Origin of the sequence: Ensifer sp. 22521 (assembly GCF_052044795.1) — a bacterium.
Classification (GTDB): domain Bacteria; phylum Pseudomonadota; class Alphaproteobacteria; order Rhizobiales; family Rhizobiaceae; genus Ensifer.
The window spans coordinates 21,666-48,403 of sequence record NZ_JBQENM010000035.1 but is presented as its reverse complement, the minus strand read 5'-3'; the positions used below and the strand labels follow the sequence as shown (position 1 = coordinate 48,403).

Sequence of the window (26,738 nt, the reverse complement as noted above, 5' to 3'; positions counted from 1 at the left end):
TCAGGCCTTGGCGACGTGAACGTCGCGGGGAAGGGAAGAGAGAACCTCCGGCCCGTCCTCGCGCAGGATGACGATGTCTTCCAGCCGGATGCCGAAGCGGCCGGGCAGATAAATGCCGGGCTCGATCGAGAAGACCATGCCTTCTTCCAGCACGGTTTCCGACGTGGCGGTGATGTAGGGCGGCTCATGGCCGTCGATGCCCATGCCGTGGCCGGTGCGGTGAACGAAGTATTCGCCGTAGCCGGCATCGCTGATCACCTTGCGGGCGGCCGCGTCGACATCCTTGGCGAGCACGCCGGGACGGGCGGCCTTCAACGCTGCCTGCACGGCCCTTTCCACGATGGTGTGGATCTGGCCGTATCCCTCAGGCGCGCGGCCGACGATTGCCATGCGGGTGATGTCGCTCGGGAAACCCTGCTTGCGGCCGCCGATATCGATGACCACGGCATCGCCTTCCTCGATCACCCGCTCGCTCGCCGAGTGGTGCGGGAAGGCGCCATTGCCGCCGGCGCCGACGATCCAGAAGGCCGGGGCCGCACCTTCCGAGGAGAAGTGTCCGCGGATCTCGGCGGCCAGTTCCTTCTCGGTCATGCCCGGGCGGATCTTGGAAAACGCCGCCTGCATGGCGCGGTCGGCGATGCCGGCGTTCATCTTCAAAAGCGCGTATTCGCTCTTGTCCTTGCGCATGCGCAGGGCGCCGAGCGTTGCCGGGGTGAATTCGCGCGCGGTATCCTCCGGCAGCGCATCGATCAGCAGCAGGGCGAAATCGGCGCGCATGGTCTCGTCGAGCACGACGCAGCCAGGTGCAGCCGCGCCGACATCGGCGAGGGCAGACGTCAGAGCATCGGTTGGGCCCACGTCATCAGCCCAGTTGTGGAAGGCGATGTCGGTGTGTTCGCGCGTGCCCTCGGCGTTGAGCGCCGGCATCAGGAAGGCTTCCTTTTCCGGGCCGATCAGAAGCAGGCAGGGGCGCTCGTCCGGATGCGGATGGTAGCCGATCAGCCAATCCATGTGCGATCCGGGCGCGAGCGCGACGAGGCCGACTTTGCTTTCGGCCATCTTGCGGCGGAGCGCAGCAAAACGGCTCTTGGTGAGTTCGTTCATGGTGTTTCCAGTTCTGGCTTGAGGATGCGCTCGCCATTCACACGGCTGTAGCGCTCATCGACGGGCGGATGGGGTGGCCGGGCGGACCGGCGTGATGTGGCGGTTTTGGGGAATGCTATAGGCCGGCGCAGGTGTTGCCCCAGGCTGAAAATCTTTGGCTCTTCAAGCGGACTCCTCCCCCTCGAATGCGCGGGCATTGGGCCGGAAGGCTCGCGCCTCCCGTCGCTATGCATCTGTATTTTCACGACTTTGGTGCCGTGCCTGAGCGTTGTCAATACGGAATTTTAGTCACACTAAAATTTATGAGGCCGTGGCCTGCCGTCGGCTCAGGCCGCCAGCCGCAGAAGGCGCGCGACCGCCTGCTGGTCGAAGCCGCCGATCCCCTCCCGGATGTCGGCAGCGATCGCATCTGCAACGGCCTCCTCGTCACGCCGCCTAAGGGCATCGATGGCCTCGCGGTGCCGATCCACGACATAGAGTTCGGTGACGTGCTCCATGGCGATGCCGAGGATGGGCCCGAGTTGCAGCCACACGCTTTCGATCAGCGGCATGGCGACCGGATCCGGATTGGCCGTGTAGATCATCCGATGGAACGCCTGGTTGGCGATCAGCGCTGCCACCTTGTTCCCCTTGCGGATCTCCGTCTCGATACTGTCATCGATTGCCGTGATTTTCTCGATCTGGCGCTCGGAGAGATGGGCGACAGCCCGGCGGGCGGCATGGCTTTCGAGCGCGATACGGAGCAAAATCAGCTCCTCGAAACGCGCGGGCGTGATGTGCGGCACGACGATACGGCGGTTCTCAAGGAATTGCAGTGCGCCGATCGACGTCAGCTGACGTAGCGCCTCGCGTACCGGCGTCGGGCTGCTTTCGAGCGCTTCGGCAAGGCCGCGGATGGTGACGGATGTGCCGGGGCGGAAGGCGCCGACCATGATCGCCTGGCGCAGCCGGTTGAAGGCATAGTCATGCGTGGTCATGCCGTCGGGTCGGGCAAGTGGCGGCAAAACAAGGGGTTTCACGATCGCATATCCTTCTGCCTGGCGTCCTTCATGCGCCTGATACCATTGCCGATGCTTGACTCCAATTCCTGAATTATGTCAACTATCACAAAATGTGATCACAAAAAGAGATTTGCGATATGTCGCTCGACGCGGAAGACCCCAGCGCATTCAAGGCATGGCTCGAGCAGAACGGGCCGATCGAAAGCATCCAGGCGGTGGTCTGCGACCTCAACGGCATCATGCGGGGCAAGCGCGTGCCGGTGGAGCAGGCGGCGAAGGTGCTCGGCGGCGGCATCCGCATGCCGCTCTCGATCGTCGGGGTCGATGTCTGGGGCGAGGATATCATCAACAGCGAGCAGGTGTTCGCCAGCGGCGACCGCGACGGTATCTGCGGTGTCACCGGCCGCGGCGCGCTGCCGGTCAACTGGACCTCCCGGCCGAGCGCCTTGGTGCCGCTCTGGCTGCAGCTTGAGGACGGCAAGCCGTTTCTTGCCGATCCGCGCCAGGCGCTGGCGGCGGTCGTGCGCGAATATCAGGAACTCGGTCTTCGCCCCGTCGTTGCGACCGAACTGGAGTTCTACCTGATCGATCCGGAGCCCGACAGCGCGGTGCCGCCGATCTCGCCCTATACCGGCAAGCGCCTCGATTCCGATGCGATCCTGTCGATCGACGAGCTCGACGATTTCGGCGAGTTCTTCTCGGACGTCTACAAGGAATGTGCCCGGCAGAACGTGCCGGCGGATGCGGCGATCGCCGAGAACGGCATCGGCCAGTTCGAGATCAATCTACTCCACACCGACGACCCGCTGAAGGCGGCCGACGACGCCATCTTCTTCAAGCGCATCGTCAAGGGTGTCGCGCGCAAGCATGGCCTCGCCGCCACCTTCATGGCCAAGCCCTACGGCACACGGTCGGGCAACGGCATGCATATCCATTTCAGCCTGCTCGACGAGGAGGGCAACAACGTCTTCAACGACGGCAGCGACGAAGGTTCGCCAATGCTGAAGAACGCCGTTGCCGGCCTCTTGCGCGGCATGGCCGAGACGACGCTGCTGTTTGCGCCGCATTTCAACTCCTACCGGCGGCTCAGGCCGGACACGCACGCGCCGACGGCCGTCTGCTGGGGCTATGAGAACCGCACCTCGGCAATCCGCATTCCAGGCGGCAATCCGGCCGCGCGCCGCATCGAGCATCGCGTCGCCGGAGCCGACGCCAATCCCTATCTCGTCATCGCCGCGATCCTCGGCGCTGCCCTCGTTGGCATCCGCAACAAGTGGAAGCCACCGGCGCCTGTTTCGGGTCGGGCCTATGCAGCGGAGAAACTGCCCAAAATTCCCTCGGAATGGGGGCAAGCGGTCGATAGCTTCGAGGCAGGACCGATTGCCGCCGAAATTTTCGATCCCGTGCTGCGCTCGATGCTGATCGCCTGCAAACGCCAGGAGATTGCAGGCTTTGCCGAGCAGGTCACGGATTACGAATTCAGCGCCTATCTGGAAATTGTCTGATGGTCACGAAACAGAACTCCTATGCCGGCGACGGCAGCTACCCGACCAGCTACTACGCCGCATCCCGCAACATCATCCGCACGCCGGTCCGACTTCAGGGCCGCGTCGAGACCGACGTGTGCGTTGTCGGTGCCGGTTACTCCGGCCTGTCGACGGCGATCCACCTTGCGGAAAAAGGCTACAAGGTCGTCGTCGTCGAGGGCGCCCAGGTCGGTTGGGGTGCTTCCGGCCGCAACGGCGGCCAGGTGGTCAACGGCCTCAACGCCAGCCTATCGACAATCCAGCGCCGCTACGGCGACGACGCCGCGCGCTTCATCGGCGGGCTGGTGCAGGAAGGCGGCAAGATCATCCGTCGTCTCGTCAGCCAGTATCAGATCGACTGCGACCTGAAGCCGGGCAATATCTACGCTGCCTATACGCCGGCGCATATGAAGGAACTCGAAGCCAAGCAGGCGCTCTGGCGCAAATACGGCATGGACGATCACCAGCTTCTCGATCGTGACGCGCTTCGCAAGCTCGTCACGTCGGATGCCTATTGCGGCGGCATGCTCGATACGACCGGCGGTCACATGCATCCGCTCAATCTCGTGCTCGGCGAGGCGCGCGCCCTCGAAAGCATCGGCGGCACGATCTACGAACAGTCGCCCGTGACACGCGTCGACCACGAGGCGGCGCGGCCGACCGTCTATACCGAAGGCGGCGAGGTTTCGGCGCGTATTGTCGTGCTTTGCGGCAATGCCTATCTCGGCGACGCGGTGCCGAAGCTCGTTTCGCGCGTCATGCCTGTTTCCACGCAGATGATCACGACGGCGCCGCTCGGCGAAGAGCTCGCCCATTCGCTGATCCCGAGCGACATGTGCGTCGAGGACGTGCGCTATATTCTCGACTACTTCCGGCTTTCCGCCGACAAGCGGATGATCTTCGGCGGCGGCACCGTCTATGGTGGCACCGATCCGGCCGATGTGGTCGCCAAGCTGAAGCCCAATCTTGAAAAGGTGTTCCCTGAGCTCAAGGGCGTGAAGATCGACTATGCGTGGAGCGGCAATTTCGCGCTCTCCTTCACGCGCGTGCCGCAGATGGGCCGGATCGGCAGCAACACCTATTTCGCCCACGGCTACAGCGGCCATGGGGTCACCGGATCGCATCTCTTCGGCCGCACGCTCGCCGAGGCGATCGATGGCGACACCACGCGCTACGACGTCTTCGAAAAGCTGCCCTGGTATCCCTTCCCGGGCGGGCGCATGTTCCGGGCGCAATATTCGACGATCGGTTCCTGGTGGTACCAGTTCAAGGACGCGGTCGGATTGTAGGGCAAAAGGCCGATGCTCTGTGATGGGGTGGCTTGCCATAAAGCCGGGCACGCCCCTTGCGCGCGAGTCGAATGGCAGATTTCCCGCGGAGTGTAATTCCGCCTTGCCGGCTGATGCGCTAGTATTAATCCCTTACTGCACGGTTCCTCAAATCGTCGCCGATTTGAGGATGCAGAAAATCAAAGTGCTACAGCGACCTTTGCGCGTCCGATAAGACGCGCGGCGCTGTAGCGCATCGGTTCGCCCGTTCGAAGGGCCCGTTGCATCTTTGGCATGCGGCCAATCCGTGGGAGCGGTGCTCGCGTGCAAACGGATACCAAGGAGGGCCCGCATTTCTGCGGGCAAGGCAGGCGGGGAGCATATGACTCCCGATTGATTTCCTGGGAGGCCTCGAGATGTTCGTGCGCTTTGGCTATGAAATCGGCATTCGTTGCCCGCAACCGACCCCGATGATGACCTATCTTTCCGTCGTGCCGGAACGGCGCGCAACTCTTCGGCGCGAACATGGGCCGGTTTCCATGCCAATCGTGAAGATGGAAGAGATCACCGATCCGCATGGCAATACATGTTTCCGGATGACCGTGCCCGAAGGCGACTTCAAGCTTTCCTATGACGCGGTGATCGAGGATGACGGCAGGCTCGACGCCTCCGATCCGCTGGCGGATGCTGTGCCGGTCGAAAACCTGCCGGCCGCTTGGCTACCCTATCTCGCGGCCAGCCGTTACTGCGAAACCGATCGGCTCGGTGCGCTCGCGTGGCGACTGTTCGGAGATGTGCCTGCCGGTTGGCAGCGCGTGCAGGCGATTTGCGACTATGTGCATGAGCGCCTGGTCTTCAGCTACGGCTATGCCCAGGCAATGCGCACCGCGCTCGAAGCCCATGAGGATCGCGTCGGCGTCAGCCGCGACTATGCGCATCTGGCGATCACCTTTTGCCGCTGCATGAACATGCCGGCGCGCTATGTGAACGGCTACATGGCCGACATCCCGAAGAGCGATCATCCGGCGCCGATGGATTTCAACGCGTGGTTCGAAGTCTTTCTTGGAGATCGCTGGCATACGTTCGACGCCAAGAACAATCAGCGACGGGCAGGGCGGATTGCGGTCGCCCGTGGCCGTGACGCGGCCGACATTCCGCTGATCCAGACTTTCGGCAAGCACGAACTGACGGCCTTCATCGTCTGGACCTGTGTCGAGACCGACAGTGCGCTCACGCGTTCGCATCACGGCTCCGATGTTTCGTTGCTGACCCCGTGGTTCAGCGAAACCTGGTCGAAACACCTCCTGGACCGCGACCGCAATCGCCATTAACGACGGCGGTTTCGCCGAACCGATTTTTTACGACATGCGCATTTAGCGGAAAATAATATCTATAAACTCAATCGATAATATAGGAGAACAAGAGAGAAGGCGGACTAAATCCCGCGAGTGAATGACGGAGAGACGCGATGAACGCTTCGAGGCCGATGGTCCAATCCCGATACGCGCCTTATGCATCAGCACCCCAGCGCCGGTCGTTCGTCCATCTGGTCCCGCACGCAATTGCGATCGTGGCCGCATTCTCCTTCGTCAGCGCCGTCGTCGTGGGCGCTTTCTGATCTTTCTTGATTCAGCTTTGGCGAGACAGATGTTCGTGCACGGCGATCCAATCGCCTGACGATGCCCGCCGGAACACGATCGTTTCCCGTTCGTCCGCCGTCGCCGGTTCGCCATTGAATTCCAGTTCCGTCTCGACGCGGTGCGTGAAGACCGCGACATCACCCACCGCCTGCACATGTCGTTCGCTCGAACGGCAGGCGCGCACCCGAAAACCATCCCGTTCCTCCCAGAGGGCCCATTCCGCCTCATAAGCCGCACGGCTCAGAAGCGGCCGGTCCAGCGTGTGGAAGATGAAGGTGGCATCCGGCGCGAAGGCCGAAAAATAGAAAGCGCGGTCGTGCCGCGCGAAGGCGGCAACCAGCCGGTCGGCGGCGGAAAGCACCGACTGTTCGAGATCCTGCATCGTGTTTCCTCTTTTTCCGGGCGCAGATTTGCTCCGGTCGTGTTTTTGTGATGGTCAGCGGGCCGAGATCAGTGTCGCGAGCGGACGGTTCTGGCGGGAAACGCGGGCTTTCAGGTCGTCGAGCGTCATTGGTTCGCGCTTGGCGAACTCGGTGAACATTATATTGAGATTGTTGAAGAACATCTCGCCGACCGCCTCGGCGTCGATATCGAGCGCGACGACACCCTTGGCCTTCAGCTTGAGGATCAGGGTCGAGATCTGATCGCAGAGCCGGCGGTCGAGTTCCGTATAGCGCTTGCTGAACGGGCTATCGGGCTGCTGGATGGCAATTGCCATGGCGGTGCGCCACATCTCCTTGCTGAGATAGAAGAGCGAGTGGTCGTAGTATTCGCCGATCAGCGCGTCCAGGGCACCCATGACGGAGGCGGGCGGGTTGTCGACGATCGAGCGGCCGGCAGTGAGCACTTCCTCGACTTCCATCGACACGGTGGCAAGCAGGATGTCGCCCTTGTTTTCATAGTAATTGTAAAAGGTCCCGACCGAGATCTCGGCGCGCTCGGCGATGTCCTCGATGCGCGCGCTGTCATAGCCGACCTCGCGAAAGAGCGCGGCGGCGGCGTCGAGAATACGCCGGTTCCGATCGGCCTTTTGCCGTGCGCGCAGTCCCGTCATCTGGTGTTTCCCCGAATTATGAATTGGTTCAAAATTGAGATTGACTTAAAAAATGAATTCATTCAATCTTTTTTTGAAGACGCCGAAACGAGCGTCAAAACCATGAGGGCAACAGCATGATGCAGTCAGTTCGTGACGGTGCGCGCCTGCGCCGTTTTTTCTCCTCCACCGCCGCAATCGCGATCACCACGCTGTCGGCGGTTGCAGCCCCTGCACCCGTCTTCGCCCAAGAAGAGCTCAATGCGCTCGTCTGGTGCGACCACACCGATCCGGCGCTGCTCGAGCCGTTCGAGAAGGCCAATGACGTCAAGGTCAACGTCAAGGTCTATGAGGGCACCGGGGCAGGGCTCTCGATCCTCGACCAATCGCAGCCGGGCGATTGGGACGTGCTCGTCATCGACGGCGTCGATGTGCACCGCGCCATCGATCTCGATCTTCTTGCCGAAATGCCGGCCGATGCGCTGCCGACCGCCGACATCTTCCCGGAAGTCCGCATGGAGGCGAACAACACCAAGGACGGCAAGACCTACGCCGTCACCGAAAAGTTCGGCTACAACACGATTTCCTACGACAAGACCAAGGTCGACCCGAAGGACATGCAGGACCTGTCGGTGATCTGGTCGGACAAGTACAAGGGCCGCATCGCGCTCTATGACTACTACCTGCCGATGATCGGTCTCGTCGGTCTCGGTCTCGGCAAGAAGACCTCCGAGCTGACCGAAGCGGACATGCCGGCGATCAAGGAAAAGCTTGCGGCGATGCGCGCCGTGTCGAAACAGGTGAGCGACGTCGTGTCCTCGCAGACGGCGCTTGCGACCGGTGAAGTCGACATTCTCGTCGGCGGCGGCGAGTGGATCACCGCGGTTCTCTCGGCCGACAAGCCGAGCCTCGACTGGACCATTCCGGAGCAGGGTGCGGTGCGCTGGGCGCAATCGATCGGCGTCATGAAGGATTCGACCAAGCAGGATCTGGCGCTGAAATTCGTGCAGTACATCTTGAGTCCGGAAGGCCAGGCGCGGCTTGCGACCTCGTCCTGCTACTGGGCGATGCCGGCCAACGCCAAGGCGGGTGAATTCCTGAACGACCAGCAGAAGACGGCGCTGCGCTTCAGCGAGCAGGCCGAATACCTGAAGAAGACGCAGCTCTATCCGATCCCGTCGGCCGAACTCGACCAGCAGTTCCAGGACGCCTGGACGGAGATGCTGCAGCAGTAACGACAAGGGCGGATGCGATCGGCATCGCGTTCGCCTGATCAACGCCGCCTTGGCGGCGAACGAGGGCAAACCATGCCCCGCAACCCTTGAGCCCCGGGATAGCCATGGCAGACGCCGGAACCCTGACATCAGCGACAGCGCTCGAAGACGCCGACCGGCGCAAGGCCTGGGGCTTCGTTGCCCCGGCGCTGCTCTGGACCGCCGCCTTCTTCGTCGTGCCCTTCGCCTTCATGGCGGCGATGAGCCTCTGGAAGCGGGAAGGGCGGGAGCTCGTCCGCGTCTGGAACTTCGACAACTACGCGCGCTTCTTCTCCGAGAACGCGCTGTTCCAGGGGCTGGTCAATTCGCTGGAAATCACCGTCATCGTGACGGTGATCTCGGTGCTGCTTGCCTATCCGCTCGCCTGGATCATCGCCGAGCGGGTGCCGAAGCGGCTGCAGCGCATGGCGCTGATCCTGGCGATCCTGCCGTTCTGGACCTCCTACGTGGTCCGCTCCTATTCCTGGCTGCTGGTTCTGTCGAAGAACGGCGTGATCAATCAGATGTTCATGAACATCGGGCTGATTTCCGAGCCGCTGGAGCTTGCCAGCACCCGCACGGCGACGGTCATCGGCTTCGTACATTTCTTCGTCATGCTTTTGACGCTGACGATCTATTCCAACCTGATCCAGCTGTCGCCCAACTACCGCCGCGCGGCCGCCGACCTTGGCGCCAATGCCTTCCAGACCTTCTGGCACGTGGTGCTGCCCTTGACCCTGCCCGGCATCATGACCGGCGCGTTTCTCACCTTCGTGCTCTGCATCGGCGACTATGTCACGCCGCAGATCCTCGGCGGCAACAACGAGCTGGTGCTGCCGCAGATCATCATGCTGCAGCTTGGGCGCAGGGCGGATTTCCCGATGGCCGCGGCGCTGTCGATCGTGCTGATGCTCGCCGTCACCGTCGCCTACGTTGCCTGCGCCCGCTGGCTGAAGATCGAGAGGGCCTGACGATGTTGCGCAAGATCTCCGCAAGCGTTCTGTCCTGGACCTATCTCGTCCTCGTCTACGCCTTCATCTTCCTGCCGGTTGCCGTGCTGGTGCTCTTTTCGTTCCAGGACGGCCGGCTGCCGGTGCCGCCCTTCAACGGCTTTTCGCTGCAGTGGTACGAGGCGGTTTTCGCCGACCGCAAGCTGATGGCAGCGCTCGGCAACTCAATGGTCGTGGCGCTTGCCTCCTCGGTCATCTCGGTGCTGCTCGGCTTCCTCGCGGCCTATGCGCTGGCGCGCTACAAGCTGCCGGGCTCGGCCCTGCAGCGCGGCTTGCTGATCGCGCCGATGACGGTCAGCTACCTGATCATCGCGCTTGGGCTGCTGTCAGTGCTCAATGCACTGCACGTTCCCTTGTCGCTGATGACGGTCGGGATCGGCCATGTGGTGATCAACCTGCCGCTCTGCTTTGCCATCATCTACGCCTCGATGGGCGACCATCACATCAACATCGAGCGGGCGGCGCGTGACCTCGGCGCCAACGATTTCAAGGTGATGGCGTTGGTGACGGCGCCGATGCTGATGCCGTCGATCCTCGCCGCCTTCTTCCTCTCCGTCACCTTCAGCTGGGACGAGTTCATCATTGCCTTTCTCTTGTCGCGCTTCGACGTGACGTTGCCTGTCGAGATCTGGAGCATGCTGCGCTCGGGTCTCAACCCCAAGACCAATGCCATCGGTTCGCTGGTGTTCCTGGCCTCTGTCGCCGTGCTCCTCATCCTTGAGCTTTCCCTGTTCGGAAGGACGAAAAAACAATGACCGCTTCCGTCACGATCGAAAACGTCAGCAAGATCTTCGGCGCCTTCACGGCACTGGACAACGTCTCGCTCGATATTCGGGCAGGTGAGTTCATCGTCCTGCTTGGACCGTCGGGCTGCGGCAAGACCACGCTGCTCTCGATCCTCGGCGGGTTCCAGTCGCCAAGCGCTGGCCGTGTGACCATCGCCGGCAAGGACATGACCTATGTGGCGCCGTCTAAGCGCCCGACGACGACGATGTTCCAGGACTATGCGCTGTTTCCGCATATGCGCCTCGTCGACAATGTCGGCTTTGGCCTCAGAATGCGCGGCCTTGCCAAGGCCGAGCGTGACGAAAAGGCACTGGGCTTCCTCGACCTCGTGGGCTTAAAGGCGTCCGCCGGCAAAAGGCCGCATGAACTCTCGGGCGGCCAGCGTCAGCGCGTGGCCCTTGCCCGTGCGCTGGCGGTCGATCCGGACGTGCTTCTGCTCGACGAACCGCTTGGCGCGCTCGATCTCAAACTCCGCCGCCAGATGCAGGACGAACTGAAGGCGATCCAGAAGCGGGTCGGCACGACCTTCGTGCACGTGACCCACGACCAGGAAGAGGCGATGGCGATCGCCGACCGCATCGTCGTGATGAACCAGGGGCGGATCGAGGATTTCGGCCCGCCCTCGGAGGTCTACATGCGGCCGCGTTCGCTGTTTTCCGCGGGCTTCATGGGCGAGGTCAACTTCGTTTCCGGCCGTGTTGCGGCGGCGGATGCGAGCTCCGCCCGGGTTGAGACCGCGCTCGGCAGCCTGGCGCTGCCTGCTCAGAATTTCACGGCATCGTCGCCGAAGGCCGGTGACCGCATCACGCTCACCATCCGGCCGGAGCATTTCCGCGCCGACGACCGGGCGGAAGGACCGACCGTGGCGCTCGGCGAGGCACGGGTCGCCGGCAGCGCCTTTTTCGGCACCCATTATCGCTGCCATCTGCAGCCCTGTGCCACGGATACCAGGGCGCTGGTGGCGCATCTGCCGCAATCGGCAAGCGTGCGCGAAGGCGAGATCGTGCCACTTGCAGTGCGCGCTGCCGACGTCGTAGCCTTGCCCGCCACAGGCGGACATGCGTAGCACCATGCAGAGAATTGCCCCCAAGGACTGGTATCGCGTGCGGCGGCTCGACGACGGCGTCACCGCCATCGACGAGCCCTACATCCAGGAGTTCTATCGCTGCAACATCTGGCACGTGCGCGGCCGCGACCGCGACATGCTTGTTGATAGCGGCATGGGCGTGGTGTCGCTGAGGGAATGGGTGCCGCTCGTCACCGAGCGTCCGCTGACCGCCGTCGCCAGCCACACCCACTTCGACCATATCGGCTGCCATCACGAGTTCGACTGCCGCTGCGTGCACGCGGCGGAAGCGCAGCTTCTCGCCCATCCGACGCGCAAGAACACGCTCGCCGACCCTTACGTCGCCGACGAGATCTTTGACGCGCTGCCGCCCGAACCCTATGCCTCCACCACCTACGCGGTGAAGGCGGCGCCGGCGACGCGGCTTTTGGAAGACGGCGATCATATCGATCTCGGCGACCGGGTCTTCGACGTGATCCATACGCCTGGCCATTCGCCCGGCGGTATCGCGCTCTTCGAGGCGAAGACCGGCATCATGTTCTCCGGCGACATCGTCTACGATGGGCCGCTGATCGAGGACACCTATCATTCCAATGCCGACGACTACCTGGCGTCGATGGAACGGCTGCTGAAGGTACCCGCGCGTATCGTTCACGGCGGACATTTTCCGAGCTTTTCCGGCGAGCGTTACAGAGCGCTTATCCGCGACTGGCTTGCTGAAAAACAAAAGACAAACTGACGGGAAGGAGGAGCGAATGCTCGACAAACGCAAGTTCTACATCAATGGCGCCTGGGTGGATCCCATCGTCGCCAACGACCTCGAGGTCCTGAACCCGGCGACGGAAAAGCCTGTTGCGGTGATCTCGATGGGCACGGCCGAAGACATTGACCGGGCCGTGGCCGCCGCCAAGAAGGCCTTTGTCACCTATAGCCAGACAAGCGTCGAAGAACGGCTGGCGCTGCTCGAAAAACTGCTCGCCGTCTACACGCGCCGTTATGACGAGATGGTCGACACCATCACCATGGAACTCGGCGCGCCGAAGACCATGACCCGCGAGCAGCAGGCCGATGTCGGCGTCGGCCACCTGCAGGGTTTCATCGACGCGCTGAAGCGGCTGAAGAGCCGCGACCGGCTGCCGAACGGCGACGTGATCCTGCGCGAGCCGATCGGCGTCTGCGGCCTGATCACGCCCTGGAACTGGCCGATCAACCAGATCGCGCTGAAGGTGGTGCCGGCGCTTGCGACCGGTTCGACCTGCGTCTTGAAGCCCAGCGAATTCACGCCGCTCAACGCCATGCTTTATGCCGAGATGATCGATGAGGCAGGCTTCCCCGCCGGCGTCTTCAACCTCGTCAACGGCGACGGTATCAATGCCGGTGCTGCCCTTTCCAAGCACCGCGACATCGACATGATGTCGTTCACCGGCTCGACCCGCGCGGGCATCGCCGTCAGCAAGGATGCGGCCGAGACCGTCAAACGCGTGACGCTGGAACTTGGCGGCAAGTCGCCGAACATCGTCTTTGCCGATGCCGATCTCGAAGATCGCGTGACCGGCAGTGTGCTCGAATGCTTCAACAATTCCGGCCAGTCCTGCGATGCGCCGACCCGCATGCTGGTGGAACGCAGCGTCTATGACCAGGTGGTCGAGATCGCCAAGCGCGTCGGCCGGGAGGCAAAGGTAGGTGACCCGACGCAGGAAGGCAGCCATATCGGCCCGCTCGTCAGCCATGTCCAGTTCGGCCGGGTGCAGGCGCTAATCGAGGCGGGCATTGCCGAGGGCGCGCGTCTGCTCGTCGGCGGTGCCGGCAAGCCGGAGGGCTTCGAGACCGGCTACTTCGTCAAGCCGACGATCTTTGCAGACGTCAACAACGACATGCGCATTGCCCGCGAAGAAGTCTTCGGGCCGGTGCTCGCCATCATCCCCTTCGACACCGAGGAGGAAGCGATCGCCGTTGCCAACGACACCAACTACGGTCTTGCGGCCTATGTGCAGACGGGTGACCCGAAGCGGGCCGAGCGCGTCGCTGCCCGCCTTCGCGCCGGCATGGTGCATATCAATGGCGGGCCGCACCGCTATGGCAGCCCGTTCGGCGGCTACAAGCAGTCGGGCAACGGTCGTGAGGGCGGCATCTTCGGTCTTGAGGACTTCCTCGAAGTGAAGACCGTGCACGTTCCGGACGCTGCCTGAGCCGCGACGCAGAGCGCCAAGCATTGAAAATCGGCCGTCGCATCCTGCGGCGGCCGTTTTTCTTTCAGGCTTCGGTGGAGAAGGGCTGTCGCCGGCCGCGCGCATCTGATAGCTGCGAGCACTCGGGCCTCCCGCCTCAGCCCCTCATCTCCCTCCGGACGTCTCCCGTGACCCAAGCATCCCCTTCAGCCCACAACCGTCTTGCCATGGCCGCGCTCCTGATCGGCGGTGCCGCGATCGGTGGCTCGCCGATCTTCGTGCGGTTGTCGGAAGTGGGGCCGATGGCGACCGCTTTCTGGCGGGTGGCGCTGGCGCTGATCCCGCTGCTCGCGTGGTCGTGGTTTCGCGGGGAGAGTGCCAATGACCGGCGCCCGCAAAAGCTCTCGGAATATGCGCTGCTCATTCTGCCCGGCGTGTTTCTCGCGATCGATCTTGCGGCCTGGCACTATGCGCTGACCAAGACGTCGGTCGCCAATGCCACGCTGCTTGCCAACCTCGCGCCCGTCTTCGTGACGCTCGCAAGCTGGCTTCTGTTTCGGGCGCGTATTAGCACCGTCTTCGTCATTGGCCTCGTGACGGCCGTTGCCGGGGTGGTGACCCTCAAGGGTGGCCCGATGGCGCTGGGCGAGGGCAACCTCGTCGGCGACGGCGTCGCCGTCGTCGCGGCGATGTTCTATGCCGGCTATATCCTGGCGATCGGCCGGCTGCGCAGCCTCTTTGGCACCGTGCGCATCATGATCTGGAGCACCGCTTCGGCGGCGATCTGCATGCTGCCGATGGCGGTTGTCTTCGAACAGTCGCTGTTCCCGGTGACGGCCTTCGGCTGGGCGATGCTCTTCGGACTCGCCTTCGTCAGCCATGCCGGCGGGCAGGTGGCGATCACCTATGCGCTCGCGTATCTGCCGCCTGCTTTTTCGTCGCTAACCCTGCTCTTGCAGCCGGTGGTGGCGGCGATCCTCGCCTGGATACTGCTTGCCGAGCCGGTCGGCCTGATGCAGGCGATCGGCGGGGCGATCGTATTGATCGGCATCCTCATTGCGCGGCGCGGATAACGCCGCGCGCTTTCTGCTGACTTCTTAGAGGCCCGGCGGTGTGAAATTTGCCAGCCGCTCTTCGAGCTTGCGGATCGTCTCGGCGTCCGCATTGGCAAAGGCGAAGCGCAGGTAGTTCTCTTGGCCTTCGCCGAAATAATCGCCCGGTAGGCAGACGACGCCGGCGAGCTTTGCGAGCTTCTCGGCAATGAACTGTGAGTCGATATCGGGGAAGGGGTGGCGGACGTAGGCGAAATAGGCGCCGACCGCCTGCAGCTTCCATTTCGGCAACCGGCTCATGACATCGCGCAGCGCATCGGCGCGCGCGGCAATCTCGGCGCGGTTGGCCTGGCGCCAGTCGGCAAGCGCGGGGATGGCCTTGGCGACGGCGGCCTGGGCCGAGCGCGGCGCGCAGATCTGCAGGTTGTCCATGATCTTCGTCACCTGCTCGATGACAGCAGGGCCGGCGGTGATGGCACCGAGGCGATGGCCGGGTATGCAGAAGGACTTGGAGAAGCTGTAGAGGCCGATGAAGCTCTCCTGCCAGCCTTCGCTCGAAAGCAGGCCGTGCGGCGCGACGGACGCGTCGGGCAGGAAGTCGCGATAGGTCTCGTCGAGGATCAGCCAGACACCCTTGGCGCGGCAGGCCTCGTGGATGCGGGCGAGCAGCTCCGGCGGATAGACGGCGCCGGTCGGGTTGTTGGGCGAGACCAGCGCAAGTGCCCGGATGCCGGGGCGAAGCACTGCAGAAATCGCGTCGACCTCGGGCAGGAAGCCGGCACCGGCGTCGCAGGGTACGAGCTCGACATTGATGCCGAGCATCGAAAGCGTGGTTTCCTGGTTGAAGTAGTAGGGGTTGGTCATCAGGATCGTATCGCCCGCGCCGGCAATCGCCATCGCCGTGCAGATGAAGGCCTGGTTGCAGCCCGAGGTGATGTGAATGTTGTCGGCCGTCACCGCCGCGCCATAGAGCCCGGCGACATGAGCCGCATAGGCTTCGCGCAGCACTGCTTCGCCCTCGATCGCGCCATAGCCGGTATAGGCGGTGGAGGCGGCGGTCTCGCCGAGCCATGCCAGCATATCCGGATGCGCAGGATAGCCGGGCACGGCCTGCGACAGGTCGATCAGCGGGCCACGGGAGCCGTCGTAGGACTTCGCCCAGGCCAGCACCGAGGGCACGGGCGGCGGCGAGAGCTTTTCGACGAGCGGGTTGAAATGCGGCATGGCGGGTGTTCCTGCGTTAGATCACGATGGTTTGAAGCAGGATGCGGGCGGAAAACCGCGTACATTTTCCTCATCCTGCCTCAGGCCTTGGCTTTACGTTTCTGCGGGCGATCGGCGCGGCGGGCGCGGCTCGGCGCCGAGACCGGCTGAAAGCTGTCCTTGCCCGATTTACGATCTGTTGGCTCCAATTTCGAGGCCCGGCTGCGAATAATCGTGCGGGCCGAAGTCTGCAGTTCCGGCATAGGGTCGCTTTCGAGCGTCGAAAACATCCAGTCGATGAAGATGCGCACGATCGGGGCGGCCAGCACCTCGTTGCGGCAGGCGACGAAGAAGGCATCGTTGGCAGGCACGGTCAGGTCGAAGGGGGCGATCAATTCGCCGCGCGCGATCAGGCTACCGGCGGTGATGGTATCGCCGAGTGCTACGCCCTGATTGTGCAGCGCGGCTTCGGTCGAGAGCCGCGCGTCGCTCATGAAATGTTGCCGCCCGCGCTGCAGGTCGCTGGCGTCGGCTGCGGCGAGCCAGGTGTTCCATTCGCGTCCATCGTCGCCATGCAGCATGACGTGGTCGCGCAGGTCGCGCACGGAGCGCAGCGGCCGCATGTTGAGCAGTGTCGGGCTCACCACCGGAAAAAGCTCCAGCCGGCTCCAGAGCTTCGCCCAGGCGCCCGACCAGTTGCCATCGCCATAGATCAGGCAGACGTCGACATCGGGCGAATGCAGATAGGCCTCGTCATTGGAAGCGATCAGCGTCAGGCGCACGTCCGGATATTGTTCGGTGAAGAGATGCAGTCGCGGGATCAGCCAGAAGGAGAGAAGTGCGGGAACGCAGGTGATGCGCAGTTCGCCGCTCGTCGTCGGACGCGTCATCGCCGCCGTCGCCGCGGCGATCTCGGCAAAGGCATGGGTGACGGCCGGCAGGAGCAGCGCGCCCTGCGGCGTCAGCTTCAGCCGCTTGCCGCCCCGTTCGAAGAGGGCCGCCTTGACCGAGAGTTCAAGCGCGCGGATCTGGTGGCTGATCGCACCGTGGGTGACGTTCAGCTCACGCGCTGCAGCCGATACGGAGCCCCGTCGCGCCGTCGCTTCGAAGGCGCGCAAAGGGTTCAAGGGCGGCAGGCGGCTGGACAAATCGAGCGGTTCCGGTAATTGCTGTTATGTGAATTTTTCTCACACGAAACGCTATAACAATGTCAATTGATTTTCTAGGGGAATTGCCGCCTAATAATCGTCAACAAAGGCAAAAAGCCTGGGGAACATGATCGCGCCGGACGAGCCGGCCCCATCCGCAGACAAAATTCTGTGGCGCCTCGCGCGCATGCCTCGGGCTATGGATGACGGAGGATTGAACCGATGGCCTGGGACGACAACAAGCTTGCCGAACTGAAGGCGAAATACGGCGAAAGCCATGGCGGCGAGCTGTTCGACCCCACCTTCCGCAAGGTTGCCGACAAGATCTTCAACAAGAGCGGAACGCGGCTTGCGCCTTACTCCGGCATCCCGACCTTCCTGACCGCGCCGCATATGCCGGTCGATGCGGAGAACCCGGATTTCGGCAATCTTCAGGTGGCGATTGTCGGCATTCCCATGGATCTCGGGGTCACCAACCGTCCGGGCTCGCGGTTCGGACCGCGGGCGCTGCGTACGATCGAGCGCATCGGCCCCTATAACCACGTGCTTGGCTGCACCCCGGTGCAGGAACTGCGTGTCGCCGATATCGGTGACGTACCGTTCCAGAGCCGCTACCGGCTGGAGCTCAGCCATGAGGATATCGAAAAGCGCATCAACCAGATCGTTGATGCCGGCGTTCTTCCGCTCTCGGTCGGCGGCGACCATTCGATCACCCATCCGATCCTGAAGGCGGTCGGCAAGAAGCGTCCGGTCGGCATGATCCACATCGACGCCCACTGCGACACCGGCGGCGCCTACGATCTCACCAAGTTCCACCACGGCGGTCCGTTCCGCAACGCCGTGCTTGACGGCGTGCTCGATCCGACCCGCGTCGTGCAGATCGGCATTCGCGGCTCGGCCGAATATCTCTGGGAGTTTTCCTACGAGTCCGGCATGACCGTCATCCACGCCGAAGAAGTGACCGGCCTCGGCATTCCCGCAATCATCGAGAAGGCGAAGAAGATCGTCGGCGACGGCCCGACCTATCTCTCCTTCGACATCGACAGCCTCGATCCGAGCTTTGCGCCGGGCACCGGCACGCCGGAAGTGGGCGGTCTCACGACCCGCGAGGTACTGGAACTGATCCGCGGCCTCAAGGGCATCAACCTCGTCGGCGGCGACGTCGTCGAGGTGGCGCCGCAGTATGACTCGACGACCAACACGGCCCACGCCGGCGCGCAGGTGCTCTTCGAGATCCTGAGCCTGATGGTCTATAGCCCGGCCATTACCGGCAAGTCCGTCTGAGACAAGCGTTTGTCGGCTGCTGGACCGGAAATGGCGGCCGATCACCACTGCACAATCACAAAGCTTCCGGGTAGGGGAATAACCATGACGATCCATTCGAAACTGAAGACAGCATTCGCTGCCGCCCTGATGCTCGGTGCAGCCGCCGGCATCGCCAAGGCTGATGCACTTGCCGATATCAAGTCCGCCGGCCAGATCAATGTCGGCATCTTCTCCGACTTCCCGCCCTTCTCCTCGGCCAGCGCCGACATGAGCATCAAGGGCTATGACGTCGACGTGGCGCAGCAGATCGCCGACGACCTCGGCGTCAAGCTCAACCTCGTCAGCGTCACCGGCCAGAACCGCATTCCCTATCTCAACGACAAGCGCGTCGACATCCTGATGAGCGTCGGCTTCTCCAAGGAACGCGCCGAGGTGATCGACTTCGCCGCCGCCTACGCACCTTACTACATCGCCGTCATCGGTCCGGCCGAGCTCAAGGTCGCCGGTAAGGAAGACCTTGCCGAGAAGACCATTGCCGTCAACCGCGGCACGCTCGAGGACACCTCGCTCACCGAGGCGGCTCCCGCCAACGCCGACATTCAGCGCTTCGACAACTACAATGCCGTGATCCAGGCCTTCATCTCCGGCCAGGCCCAGCTGATGGTCGTCGGCAATGACGTCGGCGCCCAGGTGCTGGCGCGCCAGGAGGCGCTGAAGCCGGAGCAGAAGTTCCAGCTTCTGACTTCGCCGTCGCATATCGGCCTCAACAAGAACGAAGACGGCCTGAAGAAGGCGGTCAACGACGTGGTCGCCAAGATGCTTGCCGATGGCAAGCTGAACGCGAGTTCCGAGTCCTGGCTGAAGACGCCGCTCAACCCCGACAACCTCAAGGACTAATTAGAGCCTGATGGCCGCGAGGAGCCCTGCTTCTCGCGGACCTGTTCGAAAGGTTGCGACGATGGGCTACGGCCTCAGCTTCGGTTGGCTCAAGGACGCCGCGGGCGCAATCGCCCATGGCGCGGCTATGACCGTGTTTCTGATCGCCTGCACGACGGTGCTCGGCATCCTGATCAGCATTCTCTTCGCGGCCGCCCGCCGCAGCCGCTATGCCGTGCTGCGCAAGGCCGTGGCCGTCTATGTCGAAGTCGTCAGGAACACGCCGTTTCTGGTGCAGTTGTTCTTCATCTATTTCGGCCTGCCGAGCCTCGGTATCCGCCTCGACCCGATCGTCGCGGCGATCGTGGCGATGACGCTCAACATGGCCGCCTATACGACCGAGATCGTCGGGGCCGGGCTCGATGCGGTGCCGAAGGGGCAGAGCGAGGCGGCATTTGCGCTCGGGCTGAAACCGCGACAGGTCTTCATCAAGATCATCCTGCCGCAGGCGCTGAAGGTGATCTTCCCGGCGCTCACCAGCCAGGTCATCATCATGATGCTGGAATCGGCGGTCGTCTCGCAGATCGCGGTGCGGGAACTGGCGCACGAAGCGGATCTCCTGCAGGCGCGTACCTTCCGCTCGTTCGAGACCTATTTCGTCGTCACGCTGATTTACCTCGCCCTCTCGATGGCCGTCCGGCGGCTCTTCGTTGCCGGCGGCCGGCGTGTGCTGGGAGCCGGCGTGTCATGATCGAATTCACCTTCTGGGACATCCTGCGCAACCTGATCTTCGCCACCCGCTGGACCGCTCTTCTGTCGGCCGTCGCCTTCGCCGGCGGTGCCGCGGTCGGGCTCGCGATCCTCGCGGCGCGCATCTCGGAACGTCCGTGGCTGCGCCGCTTCGGTTCCGGTTACATCGCGCTCTTCCAGGGCACGCCGCTCTTGATGCAGCTCTTCCTGATGTTCTTCGGACTGCCGATGCTGGGCTTCCGCATCGAACCCTGGACGGCAGCCGCACTCGGGCTCACTTTCTATGCCAGCGCCTATCTCGCCGAGATCTGGCGTGGCGGCGTGGAAGCGCTGCCGCGCGGGCAATGGGATGCCGGTGCAAGCCTCGGGCTGCATCGGCTTCAGGAGTTGCGCCTCGTGATCCTGCCGCAGGCCTTCGCCATTACCCGGCCGGCCGCCGTCGGCTTCCTCGTGCAGTTGATCAAGAGCACCGCGCTCACCTCGATCATCGGCTTCGAGGAGCTTCTCAGAACCGCCAATGCGATCAATAATGCAACCTTCGAACCTTTCACGGTTTATGGGCTGGTTGCGGTGATCTTCTTCGTGCTGTGTTATCCGCTGACGCAATATGCGCGCATGCTCGAGCGGAGGGCGCCGGCGCACTAGGCCACGGATTTTGGGGCGCCTCCTGATCGCGCCCCGGACTGAAAACATGTAAGGAATCAAATACAACAGGGAACGAGGCGGGCAACGCCGAAACAAAAAAGGAGAACGAGAATGATCACCACTCCCATCAAGCGCCGCACGCTGCTTGGCGCCGGTTTTGCCGGCGCTTCCATGCTGGCGATGCCGTCGATCCTGCGGGCGCAGGACAAGTCGCTGAAGGTCGGCGTCTATGGCGGCTACTTCAAGGATTCGTTCGACAAGAACATCTTCCCGGAATTCACCAAGGCGACCGGCATTGCGGTCGAATCGATCGCCGAGCCGACCGGTGAAGCCTGGCTGGTCCAGCTCGAACAGGCCGCCCGCGCCGGCCAGGCGCCGGCCGACGTCTCGATGATGTCGCAGGTGGCAATGCTGAAAGGCCAGTCGACCGATCTCTGGACGCCGATCGATACGGCGAAGATCAAGAACGCGTCGGACCTGCTCGATCGCTTCGTCAATAAATACCCGGATGGCCGCATTGCCGGCATCGGCGCCGTCTCGTGGTACATCACGCTGGTGACCAACACCGACGTCTACAAGGAAGCGCCGACTTCCTGGTCCGCCTTCTGGGATCCGGCGAATGCCGACAAGCTCGGCCTTCTAGCACTCGTTTCCAACTCGTTCTTGCTCGAAGTGACGGCCAAGACCTTCATGGGCGGCACCAACGCGCTCGACACGGAAGAGGGCCTGCTCAAGGCGTTCGAGAAGCTCGCAGAAGTGAAGCCGAACGTCCGCCTGTGGTACCGCGATGAGGCGCAGTTCGAGCAGTCGCTGAAGTCGGGCGAAATCCCGATGGGCCAGTACTATCACGACGTGACCGGCCTTGCCGCCGCCGACGGCCATCCTGTTCGTTCGACCTTCCCGAAGGAAGGCGGCATTCAGGATTCCGGTTGCTGGGCGCTGTCGCGTGCCTCGCAGAAGTCGGAAGAGGCCCATATCTTCATCGACTATATGTGCCAGCCCTCGATCCAGGCGACGCTGTCGCGTAAGGTCGGGACGTCGCCGACCGTCAAGCGCGAAGTCACGGATCTGACCGACAAGGAATTCGCAGCGGTTTCGTCCGACATCGAGCCGATCGTTCCGCGCTACGATCTCTACCAGACGAAGTCGGATTGGCTGAATCAGAAGTGGACCGAGCTGATCGTCGGCTGATCCTGCCTGCTCCCCGGTCATCGGGGAGAACCACCGACCTAACGACGGGGAGAGGCCTTGCGGCCGCTCCCCGCCCGAAACCCTCCCATGAGGTGGAGGGGACCATCCTCGCGGAGAAACAATGTCCGGACTTGCCCTTCAAAACGTCGTCAAGGAATTCGGAACCTTCAGGGCCGTCAACAATGTCGACCTGACGGTGCCGCACGGCACCTTCGTCTGCATGCTCGGACCTTCCGGCTGCGGCAAGACCACACTCCTCAGGATGATCGCCGGTCTCGACCTGCCGACCGGTGGGGCGATCCGGCTCGACGGCGAGGACATTACCCGGGTTCCGACGCACAAGCGCAATCTCGGCATGGTGTTCCAGTCGCTGGCGCTATTCCCGCATCTGACCGTCGGCGAAAACATCGCCTATCCCTTGCGCATCCGCGGTGCGGCAAAGGAAGACCAGAAGAAGCGCGTCGACGAGCTTCTCTCGATGATCCATCTCTCTGGTTATGCCGACCGTCCCGTCGCCAAGCTTTCCGGCGGCCAGCGCCAGCGCGTGGCGATCGCGCGCGCACTGTCGATCTCGCCGAAACTGTTCCTGCTCGACGAGCCGCTGTCGGCGCTCGACGCCAAGCTGCGCGAGGCGATGCAGGTGGAACTTCGCCAGCTTCAGCAGAAGCTCGGCATCACCACCATCGTCGTCACCCACGACCAGCGCGAAGCGATGACCATGGCCGATACCGTCGTCGTCATGAGCGGTGGCGAAATCCGCCAGGCCGCGTCGCCGATCGAGATTTATCGCCGACCAGCCGACAGCTTCGTCGCCGACTTCATCGGCCAGACGAACCTGCTCGATGTTACGGGCGACAGCTCTGGCCGCGCCGTCGTTCTCGGCCAGGCGGTCCCCGGCCTTGAATTGCCGGCCGGTGCCGCCAAGGGCACCCTGTCGGTGCGCCCGGAAGACGTGCACCTGACTGCCCCTGGCGCCGGCGCGCTCACCGGCAAGGTCACCTTCGTGCGTGATCTCGGCGGCACGATCGAAACCTTCGTCGACATCGCCGGACATCAGATCGTCGTCGTCTCCACGCCGCGCGCCCGGCCCGACGTTTCGGTCGGCCAGGAGGTCGGCATCGCGCTTACTCCCGATGTCTGCGTGGTGCTGAAGAAATGAGACGCGAACCGCCCCAGACCCTCGGCGACTACGCGCCGCTCCTCTTTCCTGCAGCGATGCTGACGATCTTCTTCGTCGTGCCCTTCGGCACGATGATCGCCGTCAGCTTCTTCCAGCGCCAGCAGGGCGGCTTCTACACGCCGGCCTTCGTCTTCGACAATTACGCCCGCTTCCTCTCCGTCTTCTTCGGCGGGGTGCTCGGCTTCTCGCTGATGCTCGCCATCATCGTGGCGATCTGTTGCGTCGTGCTCGCCTTGCCCTTCACTTACATGCTGACGCGCATGGCGCGGAAGGTGCAGGTCGTCTGGCTGGTGGCGCTTCTGTCGATCCTGTCGCTGTCGGAAGTCATCATCGGCTTTGCCTGGTCGACGCTGTTTTCGCGCACCGCCGGCATCACCAATATCCTGGTCGCGCTCGGCATAATGGCCGAGGCCAAGGCGTTGACGCCGAGTTTTGGTGCGGTGCTGACCGGCATGGTCTACCAGGCCTTCCCCTATACGGTGCTGGTGCTTTTCCCGGCGCTTGTGCGTCTCGATCCGACCCTGACGGAAGCGGCGCGCACGCTCGGCGCCTCGCCGCTCAAAGCCTTCTTCACCGTGGTCGTGCCGGCGCTTCGCAACACCATCACAGCCACCTTGATCATGGTCTTCATCTTCGCGCTCGGCTCCTACCTGTTGCCGCAGCTTCTCGGCCGGCCGCAGCACTGGACGTTGTCGGTGCTGATCACCGACCAGGCGATCTACCAGTCGAACATGCCGTTCGCCGCCGCCATGGCCGTTTTCCTCGTGCTCGTGACGCTCGGGCTCGTGGCACTCACCGTGATTGCCGGACGCAAGGGAGAAGCGGCATGACCTCGATCTTCCGCAAGGCCTATTTCTTCCTGATTGGCCTGTTCCTGTCGTTGCCGCTGATCGTCGTTGCCGGCGTCTCGGTCAATCAGAAGCAGACGCTCGCCTTTCCACCCCAGGGCTTTTCGCTCTCCTGGTATGGCGAGATCTTCCTCAATCCGGAATGGCGAAATGCGCTCTTTGCCTCGGTGACGCTGGCCGTGCTTTCGGCAGCGCTTGCGGTTGCGATCGCGCTCCCGCTCTCCTGGTTTCTGTGGCGGCGTATCGCACCCTGGGCGAACATCTTCCAGCTTCTCGGCGTCGCCCCCTTCACGCTGCCGCCGGTCATTACCGCGCTCGGCATGCTCACCTTCTGGGCAACCGTCGGCTTCTACGGCCAGCCCTGGACCGCGGTGGTCAGCCACGCGATCTTCTTCGTGACGCTGCCGCTGGTGACCCTTTCGCTCGGCTTCACCTCAATCGACCGCTCGCTGGTCGAGGCCGCTTCGACCATGGGGGCCGATGAGCGCACGATCTTCCGCACCGTCGTGCTGCCGCTGATCCTGCCCTATATCGTCTCGGGCTACGCTTTCGCCTTCGTGCTGTCGCTGAACGAATACATCGTTGCCTATATGACGGTCGGTTTCACGGTCGAAACGCTGCCGATCAAGATCTTCAACGCGCTGCGCTACGGTTACACGCCGACCATGGCTTCGGTGACGGTTCTCTTCGTCACGACGGCTGCGGTGATCTTCGGTCTCGTCGCCCGCTTCGGTGACCTGCCGAAGCTGCTCGGCGCCATGTCGTCGGATGGAAAATGATGAAGCTCGCCGCCTTCCAGATGCAATCGGTGGCGGGTGACGTCGCCGCCAATCTCGACCGCATCGCGCGCGCCGCCAAGGAGGCTGCGGCCGAAGGCGCGACGCTTTTGCTGACGCCGGAACTCGGGGTCACCGGCTACGGCGTCGGCGAGGCGCTAACGGCACTCGCCGAGGCGCCCGATGGTGCAATCGTTCAGCGCCTCAAGGCGATTTCGTCCAAAACCGGCCTTGCGATCATCGCCGGCTTTGCCGAGCGCGACGGCAACGACGTCTACAACAGCGCCGTCTATGTCGACGGCGAGGCGACACCGGTCGTCTACCGCAAGTCCCATCTCTATGGCGACTACGAGCGCGCAATCTTCAGCGCGCCGGAGCCGTCGACCCGGCTCTTCGTCCACCGCGGCGTCACCTGCGGCATGCTGATCTGCTACGACGTTGAGTTTCCGGAGAACATCCGGCGACTGGCGCTGGCCGGTGCCGAAGCGGTTCTGGTGCCGACGGCGCTGCCGGCCGGCTGGTCCGGCGACTTCATCGCCGAGCACATGATCCAGACGCGCGCCTTCGAGAACCAGGTCTTCGTCGCCTACATCAATCATCACGGCTCGGACCCGCTGTTTTCCTTTGCCGGCCTGTCGCGCATTGCGGCACCCGACGGACAGGTGCTTGCCAAGGCGGGCCCGGGGCAGGAAACCATGCTGCTGGTCGAGATCGACCCGCGGGCCTATGCAATCTCCCGCCTTGAAAACACCTATCTCGGCGATCTCAATCGGCGTTGAGGGTGTGCGGGTTGCGCCCGATCTCGCTGGTGGCAACCATGAACTAGGTGCTTTTTCAGCGACGATGCGGGGGTGATTGTTCACCGTGAGGGAACGTTCCGTTCTTTATTGATCCACTGTCGGAAACGATCCGACATCCCATATGGTGCTCAACAGAAATGCCACGCATTGGAGGCAATCATGAGCTTGCAACTGACTGGGATCCATCACCTGACGGCGATCACCGCGAACGCGCCGGAGAACCTGCGCTTCTATACCGAGACGCTTGGTCTGCGACTGGTCAAGAAGACCGTCAATCAGGACGACACCACCGCTTACCATCTCTTCTACGCCGATGGCCGCGCCACGCCCGGAACCGATCTGACCTTCTTCGACTGGCCGGTCGGGCCCGAGGGCCGCGGCACGCACAGCATTTCGCGCACGGGTCTGCGGGTTGGTAGCGCCGAGAGCGTGCGCTGGTGGAAGCGTCGTTTCGACGAACTCAAGGTTACGGCCGGCGACGTCATCGAGATCGATGGCCGCATCTCGCTTGATTTCGAGGACGGCGAAGGCCAGCGCTTCCGGCTGATCGACGACGGCGGACTTCAGCCCTCGCATCCTTGGGAAAAGAGCCCGGTTGCGGCCGAGCACCAGATCAAGGGCCTCGGCCCGATCACCATCAGCGTGCCCGACATCACCAACACGCAGCTTGTCCTGACCCACGTGATGAACATGACCGAGGCCCGGACCTATCCGTCACCGGATGGTGAAGGCGAAGTCCATGTCTTCACCATGGGCGAGGGCGGCCCCGCGGCGGAACTGCATGTCGCGGTCCAGCCGGGTCTGCCGATTGCCCGGCAGGGTGCCGGTGCGGTGCATCACGTCGCCTTCCGGGCGCCCGACAATGCGGCGCTGACGGAATGGACCGAACGTCTCAATGGCTTCCGCCTGCCGTCGAGCGGCGAGGTCGAACGCTTCTATTTCCGCTCGCTCTATTTCCGCGAGCCGAATGGCGTTCTCTTCGAGATCGCGACCGATGGTCCCGGTTTCGCCGTCGACGAGCCGATGGAAACGCTTGGCGAGAGCCTGTCGCTGCCGCCGTTCCTGGAGCCGAAGCGCGCCCAGATCGAGGCACGGCTGAAGCCGCTGGTCTAACAGTCTGGTCCGAACGACAAGCCGGGGGTTCGTCC

Annotated in this window: 26 protein-coding genes; 20 read left to right on the top strand and 6 right to left on the bottom strand. The window is 63.2% G+C overall.

Translation table 11 applies throughout. From position 1 onward, the window contains the following. Both ACTJKE_RS32650 and ACTJKE_RS32645 read right to left on the bottom strand, forming a co-directional pair. Positions 1-1,104: a M24 family metallopeptidase gene (locus tag ACTJKE_RS32650; protein ID WP_093235628.1), complete on the bottom strand. Its 1,104-nt coding sequence runs from the start codon at positions 1,102-1,104 to the stop codon at positions 1-3. A gap of 326 nt (positions 1,105-1,430) precedes the next feature. Further along, on the bottom strand, positions 1,431-2,123 hold the full coding sequence (locus tag ACTJKE_RS32645) for a GntR family transcriptional regulator (protein ID WP_058326486.1): 693 nt from the start codon (positions 2,121-2,123) through the stop codon (positions 1,431-1,433). Between the two features lie 119 nt (positions 2,124-2,242). On the opposite strand from ACTJKE_RS32645, the gene ACTJKE_RS32640 reads away from it, so the two are divergent. The 3 genes from ACTJKE_RS32640 (at position 2,243) to ACTJKE_RS32630 (ending at position 6,230) form a co-directional block, all read left to right on the top strand. Then, entirely contained in the window at positions 2,243-3,610 is a 1,368-nt protein-coding gene (locus ACTJKE_RS32640; protein ID WP_057248989.1) for a glutamine synthetase family protein, read from the top strand. Next, entirely contained in the window at positions 3,607-4,920 is a 1,314-nt protein-coding gene (locus tag ACTJKE_RS32635) for an NAD(P)/FAD-dependent oxidoreductase (RefSeq protein ID WP_057248990.1), read from the top strand. The genes ACTJKE_RS32640 and ACTJKE_RS32635 overlap by 4 nt, the downstream gene beginning before the upstream one ends. A 395-nt stretch (positions 4,921-5,315) precedes the next feature. After that, positions 5,316-6,230, top strand: a complete 915-nt coding sequence (locus ACTJKE_RS32630) for a transglutaminase-like domain-containing protein (protein WP_440693549.1) — start codon at positions 5,316-5,318, stop codon at positions 6,228-6,230. 298 nt (positions 6,231-6,528) lie between these two features. Here the strand turns inward: ACTJKE_RS32630 and ACTJKE_RS32625 are convergent, their stop codons facing one another. Further along, positions 6,529-6,921: a YybH family protein gene (locus tag ACTJKE_RS32625; protein WP_440693547.1), complete on the bottom strand. Its 393-nt coding sequence runs from the start codon at positions 6,919-6,921 to the stop codon at positions 6,529-6,531. Positions 6,922-6,975: 54 nt separating this feature from the next. Next, a complete protein-coding gene (locus tag ACTJKE_RS32620) occupies positions 6,976-7,593 on the bottom strand; it encodes a TetR/AcrR family transcriptional regulator (RefSeq protein ID WP_440693545.1) in 618 nt (205 codons plus the stop codon). A 116-nt stretch (positions 7,594-7,709) separates the two neighbouring features. On the opposite strand from ACTJKE_RS32620, the gene ACTJKE_RS32615 reads away from it, so the two are divergent. The 7 genes from ACTJKE_RS32615 (at position 7,710) to ACTJKE_RS32585 (ending at position 14,928) form a co-directional block, all read left to right on the top strand. Beyond that, on the top strand, positions 7,710-8,807 hold the full coding sequence (locus ACTJKE_RS32615) for an ABC transporter substrate-binding protein (RefSeq protein ID WP_440693543.1): 1,098 nt from the start codon (positions 7,710-7,712) through the stop codon (positions 8,805-8,807). A 104-nt stretch (positions 8,808-8,911) separates the two neighbouring features. Next, positions 8,912-9,796, top strand: a complete 885-nt coding sequence (locus ACTJKE_RS32610) for an ABC transporter permease (RefSeq protein ID WP_112994659.1) — start codon at positions 8,912-8,914, stop codon at positions 9,794-9,796. 2 nt (positions 9,797-9,798) lie between these two features. Then, positions 9,799-10,590, top strand: coding sequence for an ABC transporter permease (locus tag ACTJKE_RS32605; RefSeq protein ID WP_093235635.1), 792 nt, complete (start codon positions 9,799-9,801; stop codon positions 10,588-10,590). Then, complete coding sequence (locus ACTJKE_RS32600) at positions 10,587-11,687, top strand: ABC transporter ATP-binding protein (protein ID WP_112994658.1); 1,101 nt, start codon at positions 10,587-10,589, stop codon at positions 11,685-11,687. Before ACTJKE_RS32605 ends, ACTJKE_RS32600 begins: the two co-directional genes overlap by 4 nt. A gap of 4 nt (positions 11,688-11,691) precedes the next feature. After that, complete coding sequence (locus ACTJKE_RS32595) at positions 11,692-12,426, top strand: MBL fold metallo-hydrolase (protein WP_057248997.1); 735 nt, start codon at positions 11,692-11,694, stop codon at positions 12,424-12,426. A gap of 16 nt (positions 12,427-12,442) precedes the next feature. Continuing rightward, positions 12,443-13,876, top strand: a complete 1,434-nt coding sequence (locus ACTJKE_RS32590) for an aldehyde dehydrogenase family protein (RefSeq protein WP_440693539.1) — start codon at positions 12,443-12,445, stop codon at positions 13,874-13,876. A 146-nt stretch (positions 13,877-14,022) separates the two neighbouring features. Continuing rightward, the gene (locus ACTJKE_RS32585; RefSeq protein ID WP_440693570.1) at positions 14,023-14,928 is read left to right on the top strand and encodes a DMT family transporter; all 906 of its coding nucleotides are present in this window, start codon (positions 14,023-14,025) and stop codon (positions 14,926-14,928) included. 24 nt (positions 14,929-14,952) lie between these two features. Here the strand turns inward: ACTJKE_RS32585 and ACTJKE_RS32580 are convergent, their stop codons facing one another. Beyond that, positions 14,953-16,131: an aminotransferase gene (locus tag ACTJKE_RS32580; protein ID WP_057249000.1), complete on the bottom strand. Its 1,179-nt coding sequence runs from the start codon at positions 16,129-16,131 to the stop codon at positions 14,953-14,955. 80 nt (positions 16,132-16,211) lie between these two features. Then, positions 16,212-17,258, bottom strand: coding sequence for a LysR substrate-binding domain-containing protein (locus tag ACTJKE_RS32575; protein WP_057249123.1), 1,047 nt, complete (start codon positions 17,256-17,258; stop codon positions 16,212-16,214). 222 nt (positions 17,259-17,480) lie between these two features. On the opposite strand from ACTJKE_RS32575, the gene speB reads away from it, so the two are divergent. The 10 genes from speB (at position 17,481) to ACTJKE_RS32525 (ending at position 26,703) form a co-directional block, all read left to right on the top strand. Beyond that, positions 17,481-18,542 carry an agmatinase gene (gene speB / locus ACTJKE_RS32570; protein ID WP_440693537.1) on the top strand — a complete coding sequence of 354 codons (1,062 nt, stop codon included), beginning with the start codon at positions 17,481-17,483 and terminating at the stop codon, positions 18,540-18,542. Between the two features lie 84 nt (positions 18,543-18,626). Then, complete coding sequence (locus ACTJKE_RS32565) at positions 18,627-19,421, top strand: transporter substrate-binding domain-containing protein (RefSeq protein ID WP_065374415.1); 795 nt, start codon at positions 18,627-18,629, stop codon at positions 19,419-19,421. Positions 19,422-19,482: 61 nt separating this feature from the next. Next, on the top strand, positions 19,483-20,151 hold the full coding sequence (locus tag ACTJKE_RS32560) for an amino acid ABC transporter permease (RefSeq protein ID WP_057249003.1): 669 nt from the start codon (positions 19,483-19,485) through the stop codon (positions 20,149-20,151). Then, complete coding sequence (locus ACTJKE_RS32555) at positions 20,148-20,795, top strand: amino acid ABC transporter permease (protein ID WP_057249004.1); 648 nt, start codon at positions 20,148-20,150, stop codon at positions 20,793-20,795. Before ACTJKE_RS32560 ends, ACTJKE_RS32555 begins: the two co-directional genes overlap by 4 nt. A 111-nt stretch (positions 20,796-20,906) precedes the next feature. Then, complete coding sequence (locus ACTJKE_RS32550; RefSeq protein ID WP_057249005.1) at positions 20,907-21,986, top strand: ABC transporter substrate-binding protein; 1,080 nt, start codon at positions 20,907-20,909, stop codon at positions 21,984-21,986. 121 nt (positions 21,987-22,107) lie between these two features. Next, entirely contained in the window at positions 22,108-23,145 is a 1,038-nt protein-coding gene (locus ACTJKE_RS32545) for an ABC transporter ATP-binding protein (protein ID WP_440693534.1), read from the top strand. Continuing rightward, positions 23,142-23,996: an ABC transporter permease gene (locus ACTJKE_RS32540; RefSeq protein ID WP_058320742.1), complete on the top strand. Its 855-nt coding sequence runs from the start codon at positions 23,142-23,144 to the stop codon at positions 23,994-23,996. The genes ACTJKE_RS32545 and ACTJKE_RS32540 overlap by 4 nt, the downstream gene beginning before the upstream one ends. Beyond that, complete coding sequence (locus ACTJKE_RS32535) at positions 23,993-24,793, top strand: ABC transporter permease (RefSeq protein WP_057249008.1); 801 nt, start codon at positions 23,993-23,995, stop codon at positions 24,791-24,793. The genes ACTJKE_RS32540 and ACTJKE_RS32535 overlap by 4 nt, the downstream gene beginning before the upstream one ends. After that, entirely contained in the window at positions 24,790-25,569 is a 780-nt protein-coding gene (locus tag ACTJKE_RS32530; RefSeq protein ID WP_440693532.1) for a carbon-nitrogen hydrolase family protein, read from the top strand. Before ACTJKE_RS32535 ends, ACTJKE_RS32530 begins: the two co-directional genes overlap by 4 nt. Positions 25,570-25,749: 180 nt before the next feature. After that, positions 25,750-26,703 carry a ring-cleaving dioxygenase gene (locus tag ACTJKE_RS32525; RefSeq protein ID WP_440693530.1) on the top strand — a complete coding sequence of 318 codons (954 nt, stop codon included), beginning with the start codon at positions 25,750-25,752 and terminating at the stop codon, positions 26,701-26,703. Positions 26,704-26,738: the final 35 nt, after the last annotated feature.